A 23,842-nucleotide genomic window follows, 5' to 3' on the forward strand; every position below is an offset into this window, starting at 1 on the left:
GACCCCCTTGCCTGCCGAGCACCCGCTGGAAGTACTGAACCCCGCCACCGAGGAGGTCATCGCCACCGTCCCGGCCGCCACCGCGGCCGACGTGGACGCCGCCGTCGTACGAGCCGCCCGGGCCCAGGCGAAGTGGGCCGCGCTGCCGCCCGCCGACCGTGCCCGGCTGCTGCGCCGCTTCGCGAGCGCGGTGGACGAACACCTCGAAGAACTGGCCCAGTTGGAGGTCCGAGAGGCCGGGCACACGGTCGGCAACGCGCGCTGGGAGGCGGGCAACGTCCGTGATCTGCTCGACTACGCGGCCGGGGGAGTGGAGCGGCTGACGGGTCGTCAAATCCCGGTCGCGGGCGGCCTCGACGTCACGATCCTCGAACCGCTGGGCGTGGTGGGCGTGATCGCGCCCTGGAACTTCCCGATGCCGATCGCCGCCTGGGGCACCGCCCCCGCGCTCGCGGCGGGCAACGCGGTCATCCTCAAACCGGCCGAGACGACCCCGCTCACCGCGCTCCGACTGGCCGAACTCGCCCTGGACGCAGGCTTTCCCGAGGGGCTGTTCCAGGTACTGCCCGGCCACGGCCCGGTCGCGGGCACCGCGCTCGTCGAGCATCCCGGCGTCGCGAAGATCGTGTTCACGGGGTCGACCGCCGTGGGCAAACAGGTGTTGGCGAAGGGCTCCGAACTCCTCAAGCGCGTCACCCTCGAACTCGGCGGCAAGAGCCCCAACATCGTCTTCGCCGACGCGGATGTCGAGGCGGCCGCGGCGGCCGCCCCCATGTCCTTCCTGGACAACTCCGGCCAGGACTGCTGCGCCCGCACCCGCATCCTCGTCCAACGCGCCGTCTACGACCGCTTCCTGGACCTCCTCGCCCCCGCGATCGCGGGGATCACGGTCGGCGACCCGGCCGACGAGAAGACGGACATGGGCCCGCTGATCTCCAAGGTCCAACTGGAGCGCGTCTGTTCGTACGTCACCGACGACCTGGCCGGTATCCGCGGCACGGCGCCCGAGGGCCCCGGCTTCTGGTTCCCGCCCACCGTCGTCACCGGCGTCGACCCGCACGCACGCGTGGCCGTCGAGGAGGTCTTCGGCCCCGTCGCCGTGATCCTCCCCTTCGAGGACGAGGCGGAGGCGATCGCCCTCGCCAACGCCACCGACTACGGCCTCTCCGGCTCCATCTGGACCCGGGACGTGGGCCGCGCGCTGCGCGTCTCGAAGGCCGTCCGCGCGGGCAACCTGTCCGTCAACTCCCATTCCAGCGTCCGCTATTGGACCCCCTTCGGCGGCTTCAAGCAGTCGGGGATCGGCCGCGAACTCGGCCCGGACGCGCTCACCGCCTTCACCGAGACCAAGAACGTCTTCATCAGCGACACCCCCATCAGTAACGTCTCCACCAGCACGGAGGGCTCCGCACAGTGACCTCAGAGATTGTCTGCCGACGACTCGTCGGCCGTACCGCCGTCATCACCGGAGCCGGTAGCGGCATCGGCCTCGCCACCGCGCGCCGGCTCGCCTCCGAGGGGGCCAACGTCGTCTGCGGCGACATCGACGAGACCCACGGCAAGGCGGCGGCCGACGAGGTCGGCGGGCTCTTCGTGAAGGTCGACGTCACCGACCCCGAACAGGTCGAGGCGCTCTTCAAGGCCGCCTTCGACACCTACGGCAGCGTCGACATCGCCTTCAACAACGCGGGCATCTCACCGCCCGACGACGACTCCATCCTCGACACCGGCCTGGAGGCCTGGAAGCGCGTCCAGGACGTCAACCTGACCTCCGTGTACCTGTGTTGCAAGGCCGCGATCCCCTACATGCGCCGCCAGGGCAAGGGGTCCATCATCAACACCGCGTCCTTCGTGGCCAGGATGGGCGCGGCGACCTCCCAGATCTCCTACACCGCGTCCAAGGGCGGTGTGCTGGCCATGTCCCGTGAACTGGGCGTGCAGTTCGCCCGCGAGGGCATCCGCGTCAACGCGCTCTGCCCGGGACCGGTCAACACCCCGCTCCTGCAAGAGCTGTTCGCCAAGGACCCCGAGCGGGCCGCGCGCCGCCTGGTCCACATCCCGGTCGGCCGCTTCGCGGAGGCGACCGAGATCGCCGCCGCCGTCGCGTTCCTGGCCAGCGACGACTCGTCGTTCGTCAACGCCGCCGACTTCCTGGTCGACGGCGGCATCTCGGGGGCGTACGTCACACCGATGTAGGCACTGCCCTCAACCCCCGCCGGGGCGAGGGCAGTCGACCCGGTGACACGTCACAGGAAGGTCATGCCCTCGCCCCGGTACGTGGGGACGGTGGCCGTCACCCGGTCGCCCTCGATCAGGTGCAACGAGTCGAACCGCTCGCACAGTTCACCGGCCTTCGCGTGCCGGAACCACACCTTGTCGCCGATGAGCAGATCGTCGGCGGGGGAGCCGAGCAGCGGCGTCTGCACCTCGCCGGGCCCCTCCTGGGGGTCGTAGCGCAGGCCCTCCGGCAGGTACGGCACCGGGAGCCGGTCGGGGCCCGGGGCGCCGGAGGCGGGGTAGCCGCCGCCGAGGACGGTGACCACGCCGACGCCCGGGCGCCGTACGACGGGCTGGGCGAAGAGCGCGGCCGGACGGGCCGTGAACGATGTGTAGTTGTCGAAGAGGCGCGGTACGTACAGCCCGGAACCGGCCGCGATCTCGGTCACGGAATCCTCGGCCGCGGTGTACTGGACACTGCCGGTGCCACCGCCGTTGACGAACTCCAGATCCGGTACGACGGCCCGCACGGCACGCACCACCTCCGCGCGCCGCTCGGCGAGTTCACGCTTGGCCGTGGCCTGCATCAGCCGGATCGCGCGGGAGCGGAAGGGCCGCCCCGCGACGGAGTCGCCCACACCGGCGATGTGCCCCTCGTAGGCCATGATCCCGACGACCTTGAAGCCGGGGCGACGCGACACAGTCCGTGCGATGTCGGCGAGTTGGGCGGGGGAGCGGAGGGGAGAGCGGAGCGCGCCGATGCGCACCCGGCCGCCGAGCATCCGCAGCGCGGTGTCCAACTCCAGGCAGACACGGACCACTTCGGTGCCACCGGCGCGTGAGTCGTCGATCAGCTTGAGCTGGGCCGGGTCGTCGATCATCACGGTGACGGCAGCGGCGAGCTTGGGGTCGCTGGTCAGTTCGGCGAAGGCGGCGTGGTCGGCGGAGGGGTAGGCGAGGAGCACGTCGTCGAAGCCGGAACGGGCCAGCCACAGCGACTCGGCCAGGGTGAACGACATCAGGCCCGCGAAGCCGTCCCTGGACAGGACGCGTTCGAGGAGGGTTCGACAGCGGACGGACTTGCTGGCGACGCGGACCGGCTTGCCACCGGCCCGGCGGACGAGGTCGTCCGCGTTGGCATCGAAGGCGTCCAGGTCGACGATCGCGAGAGGCGCGTCGAGGTGGGCGGTGGCCCGGTCGTAACGGGCCCGGTCGGCGGCGCGAGCAGTCATGAACGCAGCCTGCCAGACAGGATTACCGCAGGGTAGGGGGACGTTCCGGGCAGAAGCCCCGGGGGCGTGGACTGGTTCCCGTTCGAGCGGGGGCAACCCGTAGAGTGACGCGCACGCACGGAGGAAACGCCGCCGGTCGTTCGACCGCGCTCGGGATGGCGGTCCGCCGCGGCGGGTATGCGTGCTCGGGACGACTTTTGTTTTTTTGTGTACGTGCCGGGTGAGGCGGGGTGGACGTCGGCGCGTATACGAACAAGGGCAGGAGCACACCGGCCCGCAGACGAACAAACGGTGGCCCGGGGACGAGGAAACGGGGGGTGCATGAGCACGGAAGCGCGGCGCGCCCCCGTACCGCCACATCCCACCTCGCCGCAGGCCCCTTCGGGGAGTTCGACGCAGCCCGTGAACGACACAGCAGGCGAGGACTTGGACGGACCGCATTCCGGCACCGGGGGATCTTCCGGAGCCGCTTCGAGGGCAGGTTCGGGGCGTGGTCCGATTCCGTCGGCGTCGGACACGGAGGACGCGCGGGGCGGACCGGGGGCGTCGGGGTCGGACGCGGCGCCGGCCGGTAACGGGAACCAGGGCGACGGGAACGGCAGGGCCACCTGGGGTGGCGACCGGCCCGGTACGGGATGGTGGGAGGGCGGCAACGCCAGACGCGCGGCCAGGCGGAACGCCCAGGCCGACGCGGGTTCGGTTTCTCAGGGCGACCACTTCGCGAGCGGCGCCTTCGAGGACTTCGAGAGCGACGGCTCCGGGAGCGACGGCTCGGGAGCCCGCAACGGAGCCGGGTCCGGAGCTGGAGCCGGTTCCGTCGGCTCGTCGGCAGCAGGTTCCTCCGACACCCGGCCGCGTTTCCCCGGTCTTCGTCCCTTCTCGCCCGCTGCCGCCGACGCGGTGAGCCCGCCGCCTCCACCGGCCTCGGCACGCTTCCCTGACATTCCGCCGGTATCCCCGACCGACCCGCGCCGTAAGCAGCCCGAACGACCCGGCACGGTCCCGCCCCGGCCACCTCACCGGCCCACGACGGCGACGGGGGCCAACGAACCACCCCGGGAAACCAGGCCGGAGACGAGCACCCCCCTCCGCCCGACCCCGCCGACAGCCTCCGACACCCCGCCCGGCCCACCACGCCCCGCTGTTCCGCCCCGCCCGGTGACGTCTCCCGGTCCCGCAGAACCGTCACGGCCCCCGACCGTGACCGCACCCGAGGTGGCCGTGCCGCCGACGGTCGACCGGCAGCACGACACTCCCGCCCGGCCGGCAACACCCCCGTCGCGTCCGGCTGTTGCTCCCGAGGACCCGCCGGAGGCCACCTCTCGGCTGAGGCCGCCTCCCGCCGCCGCCCCTTGGCGGGGTGAGTCGTTCACGGATCCCACGGGCGGTGCGCCCACGCGCGGTGTGTGGTCGCCTTCCGGTGCCGGTGCGCCGTATCCCTCCTCAAGTACCAGTGCCGGTACCGGAACCGCCGGGTCCCGGCCTGCCGATGCCCCTCCCGCCGGCCCCACGGCGTCCGGCCCGGGCTCGGGTTCCTCCGCGCCCACCGCCGAAGGCACAGGCGTCGGCACCGGCGCCTGGTCGCCCGCCGCCCCCGGCACGCCCCTCCGCCCCGCGTCCGAAATGCCGCGGCCCGGGGTCGACTCCGGTCCCGATCCCGCCTTTTCCTGGAGTGCGCCGGTAACTTCCGCCGGTGGGCGGCCGGTTGTGACGTTCGGGGAGCCCGAGGGGTACGACGAGCGGGTGCGGCCACGGCCGTTGGGGTCGCGGATACGGTCCCGTACCGCCGCTGTCGCCGCCTGTGTCGTGCTCGGTCTCGGTCTCATCGGCGGTGCGGTGACCGGGAGTTGGCTCACCGGGGACGACGGGGACGACGACGGCGCGAGCACCTTCGCCACCGCCGGACAGCTGTGGCACAGCGTGCCCGTCGACCAGCTGTTCCCGCCCACCGTGCAGGGCCAGGGCGCGGGTCCCGGCGGCGCCGACCGCACCTGGACCCGGATCGCCGTGGCCCCGGACACCGGCTGCGCGGGCGCCTTCGACCCGCTGCTGAGCAAAGTGCTCGCCCCGGTCGGCTGCCAGCGGCTCCTGCGCGCCACCTACACCGACGCCACCCAGAGCTATGTCACGACGGTCGGCCTCCTCTTCACCAGGGCAGACATCGCCGCGATGACCTCGCTGTCCAACCGGTTCAAGAACGAGAAACTCGGCGACCGGACCGACCTCCTGCCCCGCCCGTACGCGGCCAAGGGCACCGTCGCCGCCGCCTTCGGCGACAAACAGCGGGGCTCCTGGACCGTCTCCGTCCTCACCGACGCGCCCGTCGTCGTCTACGCCGTCTCCGGCTGGGCGGACGGCCGTACCGTCGACGCACCCGAACCCGCCGACGAAGCCGTCACCTCCGGCTCCACCACTGCTCCCGCGCAGTCGGGTCTCGGCAACGAGGCGGAGGGGCTCGCCGACCGTGTCGAGCGGAGCCTGCGCAAGACCGTCGACTCACCCTCCGAGACCTCGGCTTCGGAGACGTCGAAAACGTCGAAGACCGCGCCGACCTCGCAGGCCTCGGAGGGGAACTCATGAGCGTCACGTCCCGCCGGGCCGGGCTGGTGAGCGCCCTCCTGGCCGCCTCCCTCGCCCTGGTCCCGTCCACCGTCGCGCACGCCGACGGCATACGTGCCCAGGAGTGGGCCCTGGACGCCATGAACACCCAGGAGATCTGGGGGACCACCAAGGGCAAGGGCATCACCGTCGCCGTCCTCGACACCGGCGTGGAGGCCGACCACCCCGACCTCGTCGGCAACGTCCTCACCGGCAAGGACATGGTCGGCTTCGGGGCGGAGCCGGGGGACCGGTCCTGGGCCCGGCACGGCACCGCCATGGCCGGCATCATCGCCGGGCACGGACACGGCCCCGGGGACGAGGACGGCGTCGTGGGCGTCGCCCCGGAGGCGAAGATCCTGCCCGTCCGCGTGATCCTCGAAGACGGCGACTCCGCGCGCAGCAAGGCCCGCACCACCCGGGGCAACGCCCTTGCGGACGGCATCCGTTGGGCCGCCGACCACGGCGCCGACGTCATCAACCTCTCCCTCGGCGACGACTCCGCCTCCGCGCACCCCGAGCCCGCCGAGGACGAGGCCGTGCAGTACGCCCTGAAGAAGGGCGTCGCCGTCGTCGCCTCCGCGGGCAACGGCGGCGAGAAGGGGGACCACGTCTCCTACCCGGCCGCCTACCCGGGGGTGATCGCCGCGACCGCCGTGGACCGCTACGGCACCCGCGCCTCCTTCTCCACCCGCCGCTGGTACGCCACGGTCAGCGCGCCCGGTGTGAACGTCGTCATCGCCGACCCCGACCACAAGTACTACGAGGGCTGGGGCACCAGCGCCGCGTCCGCCTTCGTCTCCGGCGCGGTGGCGCTCCTCAAGGCGGCCCACCCGGGGCTGACCCCGGCCCAGATCAAGAAGCTCCTCGAAGACACCGCCCGCAACCCCCCGGCCGGCGGCCGCGACGACTCCCGGGGCTTCGGCTTCATCGACCCCGCCGCCGCGATCAAGGCCGCCGCCGCCCTCAAACCGACGAGCCTGCACGCAGCCGCCTACGGCAAGAAGTACTTCGGCGCGGGCCCCGACCCCGTCAAGACCGACAGCCGTACGTCCGACTGGGCGGGCCCTCTGGCGGGCGGCGTCGGCGGAGTCCTGCTCGTCGCGGCGGTCGTCCTGTGGCGCGGCCGACGCAGACGGTCCGAGGGCTACTAAGGCCTGCGGGCGTCAGTCGGTGGCCGACGCGGAGGCCGACGTGGAAGCGTCGGAGCCCGCGAACGCCGCGACCCCCGCCTTCGCCGCCGCCTCGATCAGCGTGATGCCCTTGTTCTGCGTCGTGCTGCCCTTCGACAGCACCGCGATCAGGTACTCGTGCCCGTCCGGGGCCGTCACCCGCCCGATGCTGTTGACGTCCCACAGCCCGGTCGTGCTCCGCGCCAGCCAGCCGTTCTTCAGCCGCCACTGGGAGCCGTCGGCCGCCGCCGACACCCCCCACTGCTGATCGGCCTCTATCTTCCCCATCAGCCCTTGGAGGTACGACTTCGAGGCCGCGCTCAGCTTCGAGTCGTCCCCGAACACCTGCTGGAGCAGGGTGAGTTGATCCGCGGCCGTGGTCTGGGTGAGTCCCCAGAGCGGGCCGTCGCCACCCTTGGTGCCGGTCAGTCCGAAGGTCTTGTTGGCCGCGTCGAGCCCGTCCGCCGTGCCGATGATGTTCCACAGGGCCGTCGCGGAGTCGTTGTCGCTGTTCTCGATCATCGTGGTGGCGTACGACTTCTCCGTCGCGGTCAACTGCCGCCCCGCGTCCTGTGCTTGGAGCAGCAGCGCCGCCAGGATGTCGACCTTGACGATGCTCGCCGTGTCGTAGGCCGTACTGCCGTACGTGGCGCTCTCGCCGGAGTCCACGTCGAGTACGGCGACCGACACCTTCTGGTCGCCGGCCGGGGTCACCGTCTTCATGGCCTTGGCCAGCAGCGCGTCGTAGTCCACCGCCGGCTGTGTCACCGGTTCCACCGTCGCCTCCCCGCTGCCCGATGCCGACGCCGATGCCGAGGCGGACGGCGCCGTGGCCGACGATACGGGGCCGGAGTGCGCCTGCGCCTTCACGTACACGGTTCCGGCTGCCGTACCGCCCACGACCGCCACGGTGGCGAGGGCCGTGTAGAGGAGCGGACGGCGTCGGGAGGGACGCGCGCGGTGGTTTCGGCGGGCGGCTCTGGAAGACTCCATGCCCGCGATGGTGGAGGCGGCGACTGTGCGAACCGTGAGACGAAAGTTAGATGTCTGTCAACGGTTTCTGAGAAACGTGTGAAACCTGTGTCTCCTGCGTTTCGGGACCCGCACAAGCCCAGCAGGATCCCCCCGATAGGGTCGGTCACCGTGGCGAACAAGAACATTCCCGACTCCGGCTACTCCGACGACGACGGCTCGGCCGATCCCGCACTGAGCGCGGCGCTCGCCGCCTGGGCCGAGGACCGCACCGCCGTGGACCCCGTCCTGGCGGCCCTCAAGGGCGCCCGGCTGCTCGTGCCGGTGGTGGCCGTACTGGGCGAGGTCGAGGTGGACGAGAACGGGCTGCGCCGCGAGAAGACCAGCGACATGGCAGTCCCCACCCTGAAGGCCGGCGGTCGCACCGCGCTGCCCGCCTTCACGTCCAGCGACACGCTGGCCCGCTGGGACCCGGCGGCGCGACCCGTGGCCGTACCGCTGCACCAGGCCTTGCAGGCCGCCGCGCACGAGAAGGCGGACACGATCGTGCTGGACCTGGCCGGGCCGGTGTCCTTCGAGCTGTCGGGGCCCGCGCTGCTGGCCCTCGCCGAGGGGCGTACCAGCGTGGACCCGCTCACCGATCCGGCGGTCGCGGCGGCGGTCCGCTCCGCGCTCGGCCACATGCGCGGGGTGCTTCGTGCCTACCTCGGCCCCGGCCGGGGGGACGGCACCCTCGCCCTGGTCTTCGAGCCCGCCATACCGCACGCCGCCGGCATCCACGGGGTGGCACGTCGGCTCGCGGCCGAGGAGACGCTGCGGGCCCGCCTGGTGCACGGCCTCGACCTGGCGGTCCTGCCGGCCGGGGCGACGCCTCCGGGCGAGCCCTTCTACGTACGTACGGGGTGAGTTCCTAGCCGTAGACCGGGCCCGTGTACTTCTCGCCCGGGCCCTGCCCCGGCTCGTCACGGACGAGGGACGCCTCGCGGAACGCCAGCTGGAGCGACTTCAGACCGTCGCGCAACGGGGCCGCGTGGAAGGAGCTGATCTCGGTCGTGCTCGCGTCGAGGAGCCCGGCCAGGGCGGTGACCAGCTTGCGGGCCTCGTCCAGGTCCTTGTACTTGTCGCCCTCCTCGGTCAGACCGAGCTTCACGGCGGCGGCGCTCATCAGGTTGACGGCGACCGTCACGATCACCTCGACCGCCGGGACCTCCGCGATGTCGCGGGTCAGGGCGTCGAAGTCGGGGGAGTCGGTGGAGCCGAGATCTGCGGACTCGGGGGGCGTGTCACTCATGCCCCACACGATAGGGCCCGGTGTACGGCGGTTCGCACCACCCCCGGGTAGCTGCTAACCTTGTGTGATGACCGGCCAGGCACTGGTGTGCCCGGCCAACAAGTGGAGGCTCCGATCTCCCACCTGACTGTCCTCACGGACGGCGGGTCACCCCGGTCAGGCGGTCGCCATCGTTCCGTACGGACGATGGAGTCGCCCGAAAGCGCGCCCCGCGATCATCGCGGCGGTGCTCCGGCAGTGTTTTGGAGCCCCGTCTTGTGATCGTCCGGGGCATTTTTCATGTTCCGGCGCGGTTGGGTCTGTCTAACAGAGACAACGCGGCCGTCCGCCAGATGGCCGTGTGGTGCTAACCGAGGAGGATCCATCAGCACCGAGCCCCGTATCAACGACCGGATTCGCGTTCCCGAGGTTCGACTTGTCGGCCCGAGCGGCGAACAGGTCGGGATTGTTCCGCTTGCCAAGGCCCTGGAGCTGGCGCAGGAGTACGACCTCGACCTGGTCGAGGTGGCGGCGAACGCACGTCCGCCGGTCTGCAAGCTCATGGACTACGGGAAGTTCAAGTACGAGTCGGCCATGAAGGCCCGTGAGGCGCGCAAGAACCAGGCGCACACGGTCATCAAGGAGATGAAGCTCCGGCCGAAGATCGACCCGCACGACTACGACACCAAAAAGGGTCACGTCGTCCGGTTCCTCAAGCAGGGCGACAAGGTCAAGATCACGATCATGTTCCGTGGTCGCGAGCAGTCCCGGCCCGAGCTGGGCTACCGACTGCTTCAGCGGCTCGCCACGGACGTCGAGGACCTCGGGTTCATCGAGTCGAACCCGAAGCAGGACGGCCGAAACATGATCATGGTGCTCGGCCCGCACAAGAAGAAGACCGAGGCGATGGCCGAGGCCCGTGAGGCCCAGGCGGCCCGCAAGGCGGAGGCGAAGGCCAACCCGGGCAAGTCGCAGAACGCCGCGGAGTCCGACTTCGAGGGCGAGGACATCGAAGGCGAAGTCATCGGGGACGAGGACATCGCCGACGACGACATCGCCGCCGAGGTCGAGACCGTCGAGGCCCCGGCCGAGGCTCGCGCCGACGCCTGATCCCCGGACGCCAGTCCAGGGACGTAACCGAAACAAGAGCGACGCTCCACCCGTGCCCGGTTTCACGACCGGGCACCGGAGCGCCACCGACGAGGAGATAACGGCGCTATGCCGAAGAACAAGTCGCACAGCGGTGCCAGTAAGCGCTTCAAGATCACCGGCTCCGGCAAGGTGCTCCGCGAGCGCGCCGGCAAGCGCCACCTGCTTGAGCACAAGTCGTCCCGCGTGACGCGTCGCCTTACCGGCAACGCCGAGATGGCCCCGGGCGACGCCAAGAAGATCAAGAAGCTTCTCGGCAAGTGACGTGCGCGGCGCTCCCGTCGAGCGCCGTACGTCTGGACCGGGACCCCATCGATTCCGGGCCGTGTGAGTCCAACCACGGCCCCGCTACAAGGAGTTAAACAAGTGGCACGCGTCAAGCGGGCAGTCAACGCCCACAAGAAGCGCCGGGCGATTCTCGAAGCCGCCTCCGGCTACCGCGGTCAGCGTTCGCGCCTGTACCGCAAGGCCAAGGAGCAGGTCACCCACTCGCTGGTCTACAACTACAACGACCGCAAGAAGCGCAAGGGCGACTTCCGTCGGCTGTGGATCCAGCGCATCAACGCGGCTGCCCGCGCCAACGGCATCACCTACAACCGCTTCATCCAGGGTCTGAACGCGGCCAACATCGAGGTCGACCGCAAGATCCTCGCGGAGCTGGCTGTCAACGACGCCGGTGCGTTCGCTGCGCTGGTCGAGGTTGCGCAGAAGGCGCTGCCTAGCGATGTGAACGCGCCTAAGGCTGCGTGACGCTGCGCTGGCTTTGAGCCGACGTGACTTAAGGGCCCGCAGGTTGAATCCTGCGGGTCCTTTGTTGCTGGTCGCGCAGTTCCCCGCGCCCCTAAAGGACCCTGGGTGCCCCTAGATTTGAAGGTGAAGTAGAGAATGTCCCCTCACGGTCCCGAGCTCATCTCCTCCCGCTCCCCCCGTGTCGTCGCCGCTCGGCGGCTCGCTCGGCGGAACTTTCGGAGTAAGGAGCGGCTGTTCCTGGCCGAGGGGCCGCAAGCCGTGCGGGAAGCGGCGGGGTACAAGGACACGCTTGTCGAGCTGTTCGCCACCGTTGAGGCCGCGGAGCGTTACGCGGACATCGTCGGCGAGGCCCGTGACGCCGGGGCCCGTGTGCATCTCGCCGACGAGCAGGTCATCGCCGACATCTCCACGACCGTGACCCCGCAGGGGCTGGTCGGGGTCTGTCGATTCGTCGACACCCCCTTCGAGGAGATCCTGCGTGCGCGGCCCAAGCTCGTCGCCGTCCTCGCCAACGTGCGCGACCCCGGGAACGCCGGCACCGTCCTGCGCTGTGCCGATGCCGCCGGTGCCGAGGCCGTCGTACTGACCGACGCTTCTGTCGATCTCTACAACCCCAAGGCCGTACGGGCCTCCGTGGGGTCCTTGTTCCATCTGCCTGTCGCCGTCGGGGTGCCCGTCGAGCAGGCCGTGGCCGGGCTCAAGGAGATCGGGGTGCGGATTCTCGCCGCCGACGGGGCCGGGACCGACGACCTCGACGACGAGCTGGACCAGGGGACCATGGGCGGGCCCACCGCCTGGGTGTTCGGGAACGAGGCGTGGGGGCTTCCGGAGGAGACCCGCGCACTCGCGGACGCCGTCGTGCGGGTTCCGATCCACGGGAAGGCCGAGAGCCTGAACCTGGCCACCGCCGCCGCCGTATGTCTGTATGCGTCTGCCCGTGCACAGCGCGGCTCCGGAGGGTGCCGCTCCGTCACCGACAGCTAGTAGGGTGACCAGCTCGGGGGCCACCTGCGCCGTATGAGAAGAGGTGGGGTACGGGGATGACTGTCGGCACGAGCAGCGCGCCGGGAGCACGGGGCGTGCCCCGGCCGTCCGCGGCCCGGCACGACGACCTCACCGGCCTCGGTATCGACCCCGACGAACTGGCCGACGGCCTGGTCGTCGCCGACGAGCACGGCCGCGTCGTCTGCTTCAACGCCGCCGCCGAGCGCATCACCTCCGTCCGTGCCGCCGACGCCCTCGGACAGCGGCTGGAGAAGGCCCTCCCCTTAGAGGACCTGGAGGGCCGCCGCTGGTGGCAACTGACCGATCCCTACGGGGGGTTGGCCATCCGGGTACGGCAGCCGGAGCGGAATCTGCTGCTGCCGGGCGGGCACGAGGTTCTGGTCACGGCTCGCTATGTCCGTTCGGAACCTCTCGGTCCCGTGCGCCGGGTCGTCGTCTCCCTGCGGGACACCGAGGCCCGCCGCCGCACCGAGCGCAGCCACGCCGAGCTGATCGCCACCGTCGCCCACGAGCTGCGTTCCCCGCTCACCTCCGTCAAGGGCTTCACCGCCACGCTCCTCGCCAAGTGGGAACGCTTCACCGACGACCAGAAGCGGCTCATGCTGGAGACCGTCGACGCCGACGCCAACCGCGTCACCCGGCTCATCGCCGAGCTGCTCGACATCTCCCGCATCGACTCCGGGCGGCTCGAACTGCGCCGCCAGCCCGTCGACATAGGCGCGGCCGTCGGCCGTCACATCCAGGCGTACGTCGCCGCAGGGCAGCCCGCCGACCGGTTCATGCTCCGCGTCGAACAGCCGCTGCCCGACCTGTGGGCCGACCCCGACAAGGTCGACCAGGTGCTGAGCAACCTGCTGGAAAATGCGGTGCGCCACGGCGAGGGAACCGTCACCATCGACGTCACGGCCTCGGCCTCCCCGCGTGAAGGGGAGGAGACCGGCACCTCGGTGACGGTGAGCGACGAGGGCCCAGGCATCCCGGAGGAGTCCATGAACCGCGTCTTCACCCGCTTCTGGCGGGGCAGCAAGCGCGGCGGCACCGGACTCGGGCTGTACATCGTCAAGGGCATCGTCGAAGCCCACGGCGGCACCATCACAGTCGGCCGGGCCCCCGGCGGCGGCGCCGAGTTCCGATTTATGCTGCCCGTGGGCACCCCGGCGTATCTCCAGTAGCGCCGACCGAGGACCCACGGGCGCGTCCGCACACTTCACCCCCGTTAGACTCGGCCTTTGGCACCTTTGCGTCCCCGTTTCAGGGACGACGACGCGTCCCCCGAGTCGAGTCGGGACGGGGACCATCCGCCAGCCAACCGGAAGCACGGGAAGAGATGTCGGCACCGAATAAGTCGTACGACCCTGTAGAGGTCGAGGCCTTGAAACCGGAAGAGATCGAGCGCATGCGGGACGAGGCGCTCGCCGCCTTCGCCGCCGCCGGTGATCTCGACGCGCTCCAGGAGGCCAAGGTCGCCCACACCGGCGGCACCTCCCCGCTCGCCCTCGCCAACCGCGAGATCGGCGCGCTGCCCCCGCAGGCCAAGGCCGCGGCGGGCAAGCTCGTCGGGCAGGCCCGGGGCGCCGTCAACAAGGCCCTCGCCACCCGCCAGACCGAGCTGGAGGCCGACCGCGACGCCCGCGTCCTGGTCGAGGAGGCGGTGGACGTCACCCTGCCGTACGACCGCGTCCCGGCCGGCGCCCGGCACCCGCTGACCACGTTCATGGAGCGGGTCGCGGACGTCTTCGTGTCCATGGGGTACGAGATCGCCGAGGGCCCCGAGGTCGAGGCGGAGTGGTTCAACTTCGACGCCCTGAACTTCACCCCGGACCACCCGGCCCGGCAGATGCAGGACACCTTCTTCGTCCAGGGCCCCAAGGGGACCGAAGGCGACGAGTCCGGTGTCGTCCTGCGCACGCACACCTCGCCCGTGCAGGCCCGCGCCATGCTGGACCGGGAGCCGCCGGTCTACATCGTGTGCCCCGGCCGCGTGTACCGCACGGACGAACTGGACGCCACGCACACCCCGGTCTTCCACCAGATCGAGCTCCTCGCCATCGACGAGGGCCTCACCATGGCCGACCTCAAGGGCACCCTCGACCACATGGTCCAGGCGCTCTTCGGCGCGGAGATGAAGACCCGGCTGCGGCCGAACTACTTCCCCTTCACCGAGCCGTCCGCCGAGATGGACATGCTCTGCTACGTCTGCAAGGGCGAGTCCGTCGGCAACCCCGACCGCCCCTGCCGTACCTGCTCCTCCGAGGGCTGGATCGAGCTGGGCGGCTGCGGCATGGTCAACCCCCGTGTCCTCGTCGCCTGCGGCGTGGACCCGGAGAAGTACAGCGGATTCGCCTTCGGGTTCGGCATCGAGCGGATGCTGATGTTCCGCCACAACGTCGAAGACATGCGAGACATGGTCGAGGGCGACGTCCGGTTCACCCGGCCGTTCGGGATGGAGATCTGATGCGCGTCCCGCTTTCTTGGCTGCGGGAGTACGTCGACCTGCCGGCGACGGAGACCGGCCGCGACGTCCAGGCCAAGCTCATTTCCGTCGGCCTTGAGGTGGAGACCGTCGAGCAGTTGGGCGACGGCATCAAGGGCCCCCTCGTCGTCGGCAAGGTCCTCACCATCGAGGAGCTGGAGGGCTTCAAGAAGCCCATCCGCTTCTGCACGGTCGACGTCGGACAGGCCAACGGCACCGGCGAGCCCCAGGAGATCGTCTGCGGCGCCCGCAACTTCGCCGTCGGCGACAAGGTCGTCGTGGTCCTCCCGGGTGCCGTCCTGCCCGGCGACTTCGCGATCGCCGCGCGCAAGACGTACGGCAAGACCTCGCACGGCATGATCTGCTCCGGCGACGAGCTGGGCATGGGCGACGACGGCTCGCACGGGATCATCGTGCTGCCGCCCGAGCACGAGGTCGGCACCGACGCGATCGAGCTGCTCCAGCTCGTCGACGAGGTCCTCGACATCGCCGTCACGCCCGACCGCGGCTACGCCCTGTCGATCCGCGGCGTCGCCCGCGAGACCGCCATCGCCTACGGCCTCGCGCTGAGCGACCCGGCTCTCCTCGACGTACCCGGCCCGAACGCCTTCGGGTACCCGGTGCAGGTCGCCGACCCGATGGGCTGCGACCGCTTCACGGCCCGCACGGTGACCGGCCTCGACCCCGAGGCCCGCTCCCCGCTCTGGCTCACGCGCCGCCTCCAGAAGGCGGGCATGCGCCCGATCTCGCTCGCCGTAGACATCACCAACTACGTGATGCTGGAGCTGGGCCAGCCCCTGCACGCCTACGACCGTTCCCGCGTCCAGGGTCCGATCGGTGTGCGCCGGGCCGAGCAGGGCGAGAAGCTCGTCACCCTCGACGGTGTCACGCGCACGCTGGACGCCGAGGACCTGGTGATCACCGACGACCGTGGGCCCATCGGCCTCGCGGGCGTGATGGGTGGCGCCAACACCGAGATCGACGACACCGAGAACACCACCACCGAGGTCGTCGTCGAGGCCGCGCACTTCGACGCGCTCTCCATCTCGCGCACGGCCCGCCGCCACAAGCTGGCCTCCGAGGCGTCCAAGCGCTTCGAACGCGGCGTCGACCCGCAGGCCTCCTCCGCCGCCGCGCAGCGCACGGTCGACCTCCTGGTCCTCCTCGCGGGCGGCACGGCGGACGCGGGCGTCACCGAGGTCATCGCGCCCTCGGCCCCGCACACCATCACCATTCCGGCCGACCACCCGGACAAGGTGGCGGGCGTCGACTACGGCCGCGAGACCGTCGTACGCCGACTCCAGCAGGTCGGCTGCGACGTGTACGGGCAGGACGAACTGATCGTCACCGTCCCGTCCTGGCGCCCCGACCTCACCGACCCGAATGACTTGGCGGAGGAGGTCATCCGTCTTGAGGGCTACGAGAACCTGCCCTCCACGCTCCCCAAGCCCCCCGCGGGCCGGGGCCTCACCGACCGCCAGCGCCTGCACCGCCGGGTCGGCCGCGCACTCGCGGGCGCCGGTTACGTCGAGGCGCCGAACTACCCGTTCGTCGGCGAGCACGTCTTCGACCAGTTCGGCCTGGCCGCCGACGACCCGAACCGCAAGGTCGTCAAGCTGGTCAACCCGCTCTCGGACGAGGAGCCCGCACTCCGTACGACGCTGCTGCCGGGCCTGCTGGGTGCCTTGCGGCGGAATGACGGTCGTGGGTCCCACGACCTGGCGCTGTTCGAGACCGGGCTGGTCTTCCACCCGCGCGAAGAGCTCAAGATCGCCGTACGACTCCCCGTCGACCGGCGTCCCACCGACGAGGAGATCGCCTCCCTCACCGAGGCGCTCCCGCTCCAGCCCCGGCACGCGGCCGTCGTCCTCGCGGGCGCCCGCGAGCAGGCCGGCTGGTGGGGCAAGGGCCGTCCGTCCGACTGGGCCGACGCGGTCGAGTCGGCGCGGGTGCTCGCGCGTGAGGCCGGTACCGAACTCATCGTCCGTGGTGGGCAGTACGGCCCGTGGCACCCCGGCCGCTGCGCCGAACTCGCGGTCGTCGTCGAGGGTGTTGAGCAAGTCATCGGCTACGCGGGCGAGTTGCACCCCGGTGTCCTGAAGACGCTCGGTCTGCCCGCGCGCACCAGCGCGATGGAACTGGACCTGGACGTCCTGGAGTCGGCGACGTCGGGTGTCCCCAAGGGCCCGAAGATCTCCACGTTCCCGGTCGCCACGCAGGACGTCGCCCTGGTCGTCGACGCCTCGGTCCCGCACACGGACGTCGAGACGGCGCTGCGCGAGGGCGCGGGTGAACTGCTGGAGTCCATCCGGCTGTTCGACGTCTACGACAACGCCGCGCAGCTCGGCGAGGGCAAGAAGTCCCTCGCCTACGCGCTGCGTTTCCGTGCGGCGGACCGGACGCTGACCGTCGATGAGGCGTCGGCGGCCCGGGACGCGGCCGTGGCGCTCGCCGCGGAGCGCACGGGAGCCGTACTGAGGGGCTGATCGCCGGAGGGGCCGATTCCGTATCGGAACGGCCCCTACCTGCATAAATGCACCTGTCTCATGTCACCTCACTCGTTCGGGTGAGAAGTCCGGGCGATCCGGCCCGATCGGGGCATGCGGTCGACAGAATCGGACCGGCCTTTCGGGGTCGGTCCGATTGCGCTGTCGGGGCCTATTTGGGGGGCCACAGGCATGATCCGCATCAAGGCTGGGGTTCCCCGCAGGCCGCGCCCGAGGCCGCGCGCCCGCCGTCCACTGCGCCGGGCGCTCGCTCTGGGGCTGCCCAGCATGTGGGGCGCCATAGCGATCACCTACAAACTCACCTGCCCGCTCGCCCAGCAGAACGGCATGGGCGCCCGCATCGTCACCAGCGCGGTGTTCTTCGCGGTCGGCACCGGCCTCATCGTCCAGGTCCGCCGCTCCTTGCTGCGCGAACTCCGCCAGATCCGCCAGATCGCGGGCGCCGCCCAGAACGCGCTGCTCCGCCCACTGCCACCCCGCCTCGACGGCCTGAACATCGCCGCCGCCCAACTCTCCGCCGAACGCGGCGCGGTGGTGGGCGGCGACCTCTACGAGGTGATCGCCACCGAGCACGGCGTCCGGGTCGTGATGGGCGACGTACGCGGCCATGGCATCGCCGCGATCGGCACGGTCGCCGCGGTCCTCGGCAGCTTCCGCGAGGCCGCCCACGACGAGCCCGACCTGGAGGGCGTCCTACGCCGCCTCGACCGCGCCCTCGCCCGCCACCTGCGCGAACGCGCCCGCGAGGAACACCCCGCGTCCGGCGCGCTGGACCCCGACAGCCCGGTGGCCGAGGAGTTCGTCACGGTACTGCTCCTGGAGATCGGCGCGGACGGCGAACTCCGGGCTCTCAACTGCGGGCATCCGTGGCCGTATCTGCTGAGCGGGGGAAGCGTACGGCCCATGGCCCGCACGGACCCGCTGCCACCGCTGGGCCCATTCCCTCTCCCGACGGAACTGCCGTTCGTCTGCGGCGGTCAACTACGCCCGGGCGAGGCCCTGTTCCTCTACACGGACGGGGCGGAGGACGCGCGTGACGGCCAGGGACGCTTCTTCCCATTGAAGGAGGCGCTGGCAGAGGTGGTGGCTCAACACCCGCTCCCGGTACCGCAGTCGATCCTCGGTTCGGTCTTCACGGCGTTACTGCGTCATACGGGCGGCACCCCGACGGACGACGTGGCGTTACTTGTGCTTCGAAACGATCGTCAGCCGAGACGCGCCCCTTCAGGGGCGCGGGGAAACGCGCGACCAGCCACAACGCGCCCGCAGCCGACAAACCACCTTTAGTCACCCGGAGTTCAATGGCCACCGCAAAGCCAGGCCGCCGCACTTACGAGGGGGAGCCGGCGGCCCGGCCGGCCTCTTGCGAGGCAATCCAGTCAACCGGTTGGAAACTCTCCGCAACAGCGCGCACACACCCCGGATCCACGCACTCCGTTCACACCCCGTGTGAACCCACCCGCACTACTCTGTCCGCACCGAGTCACCGGGGGGCCATCCATGCAGCCCAACACACTCCTCGACGCGATCCTGGACGAGGCGGGCATCTCGCACGCGGGACTTGCCGCACATGTGAACCAGGCGGGCCGCGCCCGAGGCCTCGCACTCCGGTACGAACACACCGCCGTGGCACGGTGGTTGAAGGGCCAGCGGCCACGCGGCCAGGTCCCCGACCTGATCTGCGAGGTGCTCGCGACCCGCCTGCACAGGCCCGTCACGCTGGACGACATCGGCCTGGGCGTCCCCGGCGAACCCGCCACCCCGCACAGCACCTCCCTCTCCGGCTTCGTCGAGCGGGCCACCGCCCTGTGGCGCTCCGACGAACAGCAGCGCCCGCACATCCTCGGGGCGCCCGCGGTCACCGGCACGCCCGCCGTGATGCCCGTGTGGGAGTGGGAGAACCCACCCGACGACGTGGACGTCTCACGCGGTGGCCGGCACCGCGTGAGCATGGCCGACATCGAGATGCTCCGCGCGGCCCGCGCCCACTACGAGCAGATGTACCGCAAGGCCGGCGGCGTGGCGACCCGCACCCGTATCGTCGGCTTCCTCAACTCCGAGACCGCCCCGCTGCTGCGCGGCAGCTACACCGACGCCACCGGCCGCCAACTGCACCGCGCCACCGGCGGGTTGGTGGCCATCGCGGGCATCTGCGCCTACGACTCCGACGCGCACGGACTCGCCCAGCGCTACTTCCACCAGGCCCTGCGCCTCGCGAAGGCCAGCAACGACAGGGGACTTGGCGCTTACGTCATCGCACTGCTCGTCAACCAGTCGCTGTTCATGCGGGAGTTCCGTCAGGCCGTCGCCTTCGCGGAGGCCGCGCTGCGGGCGGCGGGGAGGCAGATCACCCCGGCGCTCGCCTCCGACCTGTACGCGATGCAGGCGAAGGCGTACGCGCACCTCGGCGACGGCACGAGCGCGCTCTCCTGCATCCGGCGGGCCGAGCAGGCCGCCGAACGCATCCGGCGCGGATACGAACCCGACGAGACCGGCTATGTCCAGCCGGGCCTGGTCAACGTCCAGGTGGCGGAGGCGCTGCTCAGCCTCGGCGATCTGACGGCGGCGGGGGAGCACGCCACCGCGGCCGTGGACAGTCCGGCGCACGACCGGGGCCGGGTGCACCGGCTCGCCATGCTCAGCCAGATCGAACTGCGCCGGGGAAACGCCGACAAAGCGGTGGCCACGGCGGTGCAGATGGCCGAGCAGGCCAGGGGGATGGAGTCCCAGCGGCTGCGCGACAGACTCCGCGCGGTGCGCGAGTACCTGGTGCGCAGCGACTGCGCGGGTACGGCCGAGGCGGCCGAACTCATCGACGGGGCACTGCGCGTACCGCTGTAAAGGCGCCGTAGACCACACCACAGTCCCTGCTGCGATATTGCCACTTACTCGACGGAAGGTGGCAGAACCGTGCAGTGGACGAAACAGAACGAACAAACTGTGTACTCAAACCGCTGGTTCAGCGTCAATCTCGCAGATGTCGAACTACCCGACGGCCAGCACCTCGACCACTTCCTCATACGGCTGAGGCCGGTGGCGGTGGCGACGGTCGTGAACGAGGCGAACGAAGTTCTCCTCCTGTGGCGCCACCGCTTCATCACCGACAGCTGGGGGTGGGAGCTCGCGGCGGGCGTCGTCGAGGACGGCGAGGACATCGCGCGGGCCGCCGCCAGGGAACTGGAGGAAGAGACCGGCTGGCGGCCGGGGCCCCTGCACCACCTGATGAGCGTGGAGCCGTCCAACGGGCTCACGGACGCCCGGCACCACATCTACTGGGCCGACGAGGGCGAGTACACCGGACACCCCGTGGACGACTTCGAGTCGGACCGCCGGGAATGGGTACCGCTCAAACTCGTACCCGACATGGTCGCCCGCGGGGAGGTCCCGGCCGCCAACATGGCGGCCGCACTACTGCTGTTGCACCATTTGAGGCTGGGCCAGGACGCCCCTCGAAGTCCTGCCCGGCGTCCAGGCGTCTAGCGCCCCAAGGCCTGCCAGATCGTCACGACGAGCGCGCCCACGGCAGTCAGTGCCGCGATCGCCGGCAGTGGCCAGCGGGTGTGCTCAAGGGCGACGATTCGTGCGCTCAAGTCGTCCACTTCCTTGTCGGTCTCCTCGGTGCGATGGCTGAGCAGGGCCAGCCCTCCCTCGACCCGCGCGTAGGCGACGTCGAGGCGGCGGCGTAACTCTGCGAGTTCTCCATGTACCACGGGATGCTCGGGGTCGGCGGTCACGTGTCCGCTCCTTTCCGTAGTCGGAACATCCCTTGCATGCGCATGAAGAGTCAACTCGCCTGGTGGGCAACGGGGGAGAGTGTGCGAGCGGCATATGCGGGCCCGGCGCGCACACGGTGTGTGAATGCCGCGGGCCCGGCACTCCGAAGAGCGCCGGGCCCGTAACGGCCGCGATATCACGGTGAGTTGCCGAGAACGGCGACCGCTCAGCCGTAGGTGTAGAACCCCGAGCCGGACTTCCGGCCGAGCCGTCCCGCGTCGACCATGCGCTGGAGCAGCGGGGGAGCGGCGTAGAGCGGCTCCTTGTACTCCTCGTACATCGAGTACGCGACCGAGGCGACCGTGTCCAGGCCGATCAGGTCGGACAGCTTCAGCGGGCCCATCGGGTGGGCGCAGCCCAGCTCCATGCCGTTGTCGATGTCCTCGCGGCTGGCGATGCCCGACTCGAACATCCGGATCGCGGACAGGAGATAGGGGATCAGCAGCGCGTTGACCACGAAGCCGGAGCGGTCCTGGGCGCGGATCGCGTGCTTGCCGAGCACCTTCTCGGTGAACAGCTGGGCGCGGCTGAGCGTGCCCTCGGAGGTGGTCAACGCCGGGATCAGCTCGACGAGTTGCTGCACCGGCGCCGGGTTGAAGAAGTGGATGCCGATGACCTGGTCGGGGCGCGAGGTGGTGACCGCGAGCCGTACCAGCGGAATCGAGGAGGTGTTGGAGGCGAGGATCGCGTCGGGGCGGGTCACGACCTGGTCGAGCACCTGGAAGATCTCGGTCTTCACCTGCTCGTTCTCGACGACGGCCTCGATGACGAGGTCGCGGTCGGCGAACTCGCCGAGGTCGGTGGTGAAGCTCAACCGGCCCTGCGTCTCGGCCAGTTCCTCGGCGGAGATCTTGCCGCGTCCGGCGGCCTTGGTCAGGGAGTTGAACAGCCGGGTCCGGCCGATCTCCAGGGCCTCGCCGGTGGTCTCGGCGACCTTCACGTCCAGGCCCGCGCGGGCGCACACCTCGGCGATACCGGCGCCCATCTGGCCGCAGCCGACCACTCCGACGCGCGCGATGTCTCCCGCTGGGATGTCCGTCACATCGTCCCCTTCGCTGCTTCTGCGGGCTCTGGTAGAACCCCGTTGTCCGGATGTCCGGAGTCTGCTCCGATCGTGCACGTTACCCGCAAGTATCGATGATCGATCGCCGGGGTCGGGCATCCTGGGGCGCGGAGACGATCCGTGACCGCACGGATCCGCAGCGTATGGGGGTGTACGGATGGGGCGATTGTCACGTCGGACGTTCGCGATGGCGGCGCTGTCCACGCTGGCCACGGCGGGCAGTGCGGCGGCGGACACCGGGCGCGCGCCGGTCCCGGCCGGGCGTCCGCGCGCGGTCACCGAGATGCGGGGCGTATGGCTGGCGACGGTGGCCAACCGCGACTGGCCCTCCCGCCCGGGCCTGACCGCCGCGCAGCAGCGCACCGAACTGATCGCCCACCTCGACACCGCGGTCCGCGACCGCCTCAACACGGTGATCTTCCAAGTCCGGCCCACCGCCGACGCGTTGTGGCCCTCGCCGTACGAACCCTGGTCCCAGTACCTGACCGGCACCCAGGGCCAGGCCCCCGGCTGGGACCCGCTGAAGACGGCCGTAGAAGAGGCGCATGCGCGGGGGCTGCAACTGCACGCCTGGTTCAACCCGTACCGCATCGCCAACAACACCGACCTGACGAAGCTCGTCGCCTCGCACCCCGCGCGCAAACACCCCGACTGGGTCGTGACGTACGGCGGGAAGCTCTACTACAACCCCGGGCTGCCCCAGGTGCGGCTCTTCGTCGAGAACGCGATCCTCGACGCGGTGCGCAAGTACCCCGTGGACGCGGTCCACTTCGACGACTACTTCTATCCGTACCCGGTCGCCGGCCAGACCTTCGACGACGACGCGGCCTACGACAAATACGGCGGCGGCTTCACCGACCGGGCCGCCTGGCGCCGCGACAACATCGACAAGCTGATCCGCGAGACCGCCGCCCGCATCAAGCGGATCCGCCCGGGCGCGCGCTTCGGCATCAGCCCGTTCGGCGTGTGGCGCAACGCCGCGACCGACCCGCGCGGCTCCGACACCAGGGCGGGCGTGCAGACGTACGACGATCTCTGCGCGGACACCCGGAAGTGGGTGCGCGAGGGCTGGATCGACTACATCGTCCCGCAGTTGTACTGGAACATCGGCTTCGCCCCCGCCGACTACGCGAAGCTGCTGCCCTGGTGGGCGGCGGTCGCGCGCGGTTCGAGGACACGGCTGTACGCGGGTGAGGCGTTGTACAAGGCGGGCGACCCGGCGCAGCCCGCGGCCTGGCAGGACCCGGCCGAACTCTCCCGCCACCTCACCCTCGCCGACCGCTACCCGGAGGTCGGCGGGCATGTCTTCTTCGCCGCCCGGGACGTCGCGGTCGACCCGATCGGCGCCATGGCACGGGTGGTCGCCGACCACTACCAGCGGCCGGCGAAACCCCCGCGCTGAGCTACCGTTCCGTGTCCTGGTGCCTGACCTCGCAGTCGGGGCCGGGTGACATCACGGCCTCGTGCCCGTCGGGGAAGCGGACGCGGTAGGGCGGGTTGCCCTCCGTGCCCATCACCTCGACGACCTCCGAGACCTGGTCGTGCAGGCCGACCACCCTGCCGTGCTGGACGAGCCTGTCGCCAACGGTCGCACGCATCTCCAGCGCCTCCTCACCGAGTCCGGGAGCAGCGGTCCACGCCTTTCGAGTCTACGGCGGCC

Annotated in this window: 21 protein-coding genes and 1 pseudogene; 16 read left to right on the plus strand and 6 right to left on the minus strand. The window is 70.7% G+C overall.

Annotated features, from left to right (window positions below; all coding sequences use genetic code 11):
• Positions 1 to 7: 7 nt before the first annotated feature.
• On the plus strand, positions 8 to 1,417 hold the full coding sequence (locus tag ACWIHT_RS26680) for an aldehyde dehydrogenase family protein (RefSeq protein ID WP_456170784.1): 1,410 nt from the start codon (positions 8 to 10) through the stop codon (positions 1,415 to 1,417).
• Positions 1,414 to 2,196: a 3-oxoacyl-ACP reductase gene (locus ACWIHT_RS26685; RefSeq protein ID WP_019064934.1), complete on the plus strand. Its 783-nt coding sequence runs from the start codon at positions 1,414 to 1,416 to the stop codon at positions 2,194 to 2,196. Before ACWIHT_RS26680 ends, ACWIHT_RS26685 begins: the two co-directional genes overlap by 4 nt.
• A gap of 50 nt (positions 2,197 to 2,246) precedes the next feature.
• On the opposite strand, the gene ACWIHT_RS26690 is transcribed toward ACWIHT_RS26685, so the two are convergent.
• The gene (locus tag ACWIHT_RS26690; protein WP_456170785.1) at positions 2,247 to 3,449 is read right to left on the minus strand and encodes an amino acid deaminase/aldolase; all 1,203 of its coding nucleotides are present in this window, start codon (positions 3,447 to 3,449) and stop codon (positions 2,247 to 2,249) included.
• Between the two features lie 1,707 nt (positions 3,450 to 5,156).
• On the opposite strand from ACWIHT_RS26690, the gene ACWIHT_RS26695 reads away from it, so the two are divergent.
• Both ACWIHT_RS26695 and mycP read left to right on the plus strand, forming a co-directional pair.
• Positions 5,157 to 6,029: a hypothetical protein gene (locus tag ACWIHT_RS26695; RefSeq protein WP_456170786.1), complete on the plus strand. Its 873-nt coding sequence runs from the start codon at positions 5,157 to 5,159 to the stop codon at positions 6,027 to 6,029.
• Entirely contained in the window at positions 6,026 to 7,201 is a 1,176-nt protein-coding gene (gene mycP / locus ACWIHT_RS26700) for a type VII secretion-associated serine protease mycosin (protein WP_456170787.1), read from the plus strand. The genes ACWIHT_RS26695 and mycP overlap by 4 nt, the downstream gene beginning before the upstream one ends.
• A 12-nt stretch (positions 7,202 to 7,213) precedes the next feature.
• Here mycP and ACWIHT_RS26705 read toward each other — a convergent pair whose 3' ends face one another.
• Positions 7,214 to 8,212, minus strand: coding sequence for a serine hydrolase (locus tag ACWIHT_RS26705; RefSeq protein WP_456170788.1), 999 nt, complete (start codon positions 8,210 to 8,212; stop codon positions 7,214 to 7,216).
• Positions 8,213 to 8,362: 150 nt separating this feature from the next.
• On the opposite strand from ACWIHT_RS26705, the gene ACWIHT_RS26710 reads away from it, so the two are divergent.
• On the plus strand, positions 8,363 to 9,097 hold the full coding sequence (locus ACWIHT_RS26710; protein WP_456170789.1) for an SseB family protein: 735 nt from the start codon (positions 8,363 to 8,365) through the stop codon (positions 9,095 to 9,097).
• Positions 9,098 to 9,101: 4 nt separating this feature from the next.
• On the opposite strand, the gene ACWIHT_RS26715 is transcribed toward ACWIHT_RS26710, so the two are convergent.
• Positions 9,102 to 9,482 (minus strand): DUF1844 domain-containing protein, encoded by a 381-nt coding sequence (locus ACWIHT_RS26715; RefSeq protein ID WP_456170790.1) that lies wholly within the window; start codon positions 9,480 to 9,482, stop codon positions 9,102 to 9,104.
• 338 nt (positions 9,483 to 9,820) lie between these two features.
• Here ACWIHT_RS26715 and infC point away from each other — a divergent pair.
• The 10 genes and pseudogenes from infC (at position 9,821) to ACWIHT_RS26765 (ending at position 20,825) form a co-directional block, all read left to right on the plus strand.
• Positions 9,821 to 10,571 (plus strand): annotated as a pseudogene (gene infC / locus ACWIHT_RS26720) (translation initiation factor IF-3).
• A gap of 108 nt (positions 10,572 to 10,679) precedes the next feature.
• Entirely contained in the window at positions 10,680 to 10,874 is a 195-nt protein-coding gene (gene rpmI / locus ACWIHT_RS26725) for a 50S ribosomal protein L35 (protein WP_019065473.1), read from the plus strand.
• A gap of 102 nt (positions 10,875 to 10,976) precedes the next feature.
• Positions 10,977 to 11,360 (plus strand): 50S ribosomal protein L20, encoded by a 384-nt coding sequence (gene rplT / locus ACWIHT_RS26730; protein WP_019066261.1) that lies wholly within the window; start codon positions 10,977 to 10,979, stop codon positions 11,358 to 11,360.
• A gap of 135 nt (positions 11,361 to 11,495) precedes the next feature.
• Positions 11,496 to 12,344, plus strand: a complete 849-nt coding sequence (locus tag ACWIHT_RS26735; protein WP_456170791.1) for a TrmH family RNA methyltransferase — start codon at positions 11,496 to 11,498, stop codon at positions 12,342 to 12,344.
• Between the two features lie 56 nt (positions 12,345 to 12,400).
• Positions 12,401 to 13,537, plus strand: coding sequence for an ATP-binding protein (locus tag ACWIHT_RS26740; RefSeq protein ID WP_456170792.1), 1,137 nt, complete (start codon positions 12,401 to 12,403; stop codon positions 13,535 to 13,537).
• Between the two features lie 155 nt (positions 13,538 to 13,692).
• Positions 13,693 to 14,820 (plus strand): phenylalanine--tRNA ligase subunit alpha, encoded by a 1,128-nt coding sequence (gene pheS, locus ACWIHT_RS26745; RefSeq protein ID WP_456170793.1) that lies wholly within the window; start codon positions 13,693 to 13,695, stop codon positions 14,818 to 14,820.
• Positions 14,820 to 17,324: a phenylalanine--tRNA ligase subunit beta gene (gene pheT, locus ACWIHT_RS26750; RefSeq protein ID WP_456170794.1), complete on the plus strand. Its 2,505-nt coding sequence runs from the start codon at positions 14,820 to 14,822 to the stop codon at positions 17,322 to 17,324. Before pheS ends, pheT begins: the two co-directional genes overlap by 1 nt.
• Before the next feature lie 192 nt (positions 17,325 to 17,516).
• Entirely contained in the window at positions 17,517 to 18,632 is a 1,116-nt protein-coding gene (locus tag ACWIHT_RS26755) for a PP2C family protein-serine/threonine phosphatase (RefSeq protein ID WP_456170795.1), read from the plus strand.
• 213 nt (positions 18,633 to 18,845) lie between these two features.
• Positions 18,846 to 20,186: a transcriptional regulator gene (locus tag ACWIHT_RS26760; RefSeq protein WP_456170796.1), complete on the plus strand. Its 1,341-nt coding sequence runs from the start codon at positions 18,846 to 18,848 to the stop codon at positions 20,184 to 20,186.
• Positions 20,187 to 20,255: 69 nt separating this feature from the next.
• Complete coding sequence (locus tag ACWIHT_RS26765) at positions 20,256 to 20,825, plus strand: NUDIX hydrolase (protein WP_026178159.1); 570 nt, start codon at positions 20,256 to 20,258, stop codon at positions 20,823 to 20,825.
• Here the strand turns inward: ACWIHT_RS26765 and ACWIHT_RS26770 are convergent.
• Both ACWIHT_RS26770 and ACWIHT_RS26775 read right to left on the minus strand, forming a co-directional pair.
• Positions 20,822 to 21,079: a hypothetical protein gene (locus ACWIHT_RS26770; protein ID WP_043681816.1), complete on the minus strand. Its 258-nt coding sequence runs from the start codon at positions 21,077 to 21,079 to the stop codon at positions 20,822 to 20,824. The genes ACWIHT_RS26765 and ACWIHT_RS26770 overlap by 4 nt on opposite strands.
• Positions 21,080 to 21,285: 206 nt before the next feature.
• A complete protein-coding gene (locus ACWIHT_RS26775) occupies positions 21,286 to 22,161 on the minus strand; it encodes a 3-hydroxybutyryl-CoA dehydrogenase (protein ID WP_456170797.1) in 876 nt (291 codons plus the stop codon).
• A gap of 178 nt (positions 22,162 to 22,339) precedes the next feature.
• Between ACWIHT_RS26775 and ACWIHT_RS26780 the strand changes: the two genes are divergently transcribed.
• Positions 22,340 to 23,584: a glycoside hydrolase family 10 protein gene (locus ACWIHT_RS26780; RefSeq protein ID WP_456170798.1), complete on the plus strand. Its 1,245-nt coding sequence runs from the start codon at positions 22,340 to 22,342 to the stop codon at positions 23,582 to 23,584.
• A 1-nt stretch (position 23,585) separates the two neighbouring features.
• On the opposite strand, the gene ACWIHT_RS26785 is transcribed toward ACWIHT_RS26780, so the two are convergent.
• The gene (locus ACWIHT_RS26785; protein ID WP_026178161.1) at positions 23,586 to 23,780 is read right to left on the minus strand and encodes a DUF1918 domain-containing protein; all 195 of its coding nucleotides are present in this window, start codon (positions 23,778 to 23,780) and stop codon (positions 23,586 to 23,588) included.
• Positions 23,781 to 23,842 lie beyond the last annotated feature (62 nt).

The sequence above is a fragment of the Streptomyces sp. NPDC002276 genome (assembly GCF_053891435.1).

Excerpts from the sequence above, each read along its gene's own strand:
- ACWIHT_RS26755 (WP_456170795.1), top strand. The coding sequence starts at position 17,517 with ATGATCCGCATCAAGGCTGGGGTTCCCCGCAGGCCGCGCCCGAGGCCG.
- pheT (WP_456170794.1), top strand. The coding sequence starts at position 14,820 with ATGCGCGTCCCGCTTTCTTGGCTGCGGGAGTACGTCGACCTGCCGGCG.
- ACWIHT_RS26690 (WP_456170785.1), bottom strand. The coding sequence starts at position 3,449 with ATGACTGCTCGCGCCGCCGACCGGGCCCGTTACGACCGGGCCACCGCC.
- pheS (WP_456170793.1), top strand. The coding sequence starts at position 13,693 with ATGTCGGCACCGAATAAGTCGTACGACCCTGTAGAGGTCGAGGCCTTG.
- ACWIHT_RS26760 (WP_456170796.1), top strand. The coding sequence starts at position 18,846 with ATGCAGCCCAACACACTCCTCGACGCGATCCTGGACGAGGCGGGCATC.
- ACWIHT_RS26705 (WP_456170788.1), bottom strand. The coding sequence starts at position 8,212 with ATGGAGTCTTCCAGAGCCGCCCGCCGAAACCACCGCGCGCGTCCCTCC.
- ACWIHT_RS26715 (WP_456170790.1), bottom strand. The coding sequence starts at position 9,482 with ATGAGTGACACGCCCCCCGAGTCCGCAGATCTCGGCTCCACCGACTCC.
- ACWIHT_RS26740 (WP_456170792.1), top strand. The coding sequence starts at position 12,401 with ATGACTGTCGGCACGAGCAGCGCGCCGGGAGCACGGGGCGTGCCCCGG.
- ACWIHT_RS26780 (WP_456170798.1), top strand. The coding sequence starts at position 22,340 with ATGGGGCGATTGTCACGTCGGACGTTCGCGATGGCGGCGCTGTCCACG.
- rpmI (WP_019065473.1), top strand. The coding sequence starts at position 10,680 with ATGCCGAAGAACAAGTCGCACAGCGGTGCCAGTAAGCGCTTCAAGATC.
- ACWIHT_RS26735 (WP_456170791.1), top strand. The coding sequence starts at position 11,496 with ATGTCCCCTCACGGTCCCGAGCTCATCTCCTCCCGCTCCCCCCGTGTC.
- ACWIHT_RS26785 (WP_026178161.1), bottom strand. The coding sequence starts at position 23,780 with ATGCGTGCGACCGTTGGCGACAGGCTCGTCCAGCACGGCAGGGTGGTC.
- mycP (WP_456170787.1), top strand. The coding sequence starts at position 6,026 with ATGAGCGTCACGTCCCGCCGGGCCGGGCTGGTGAGCGCCCTCCTGGCC.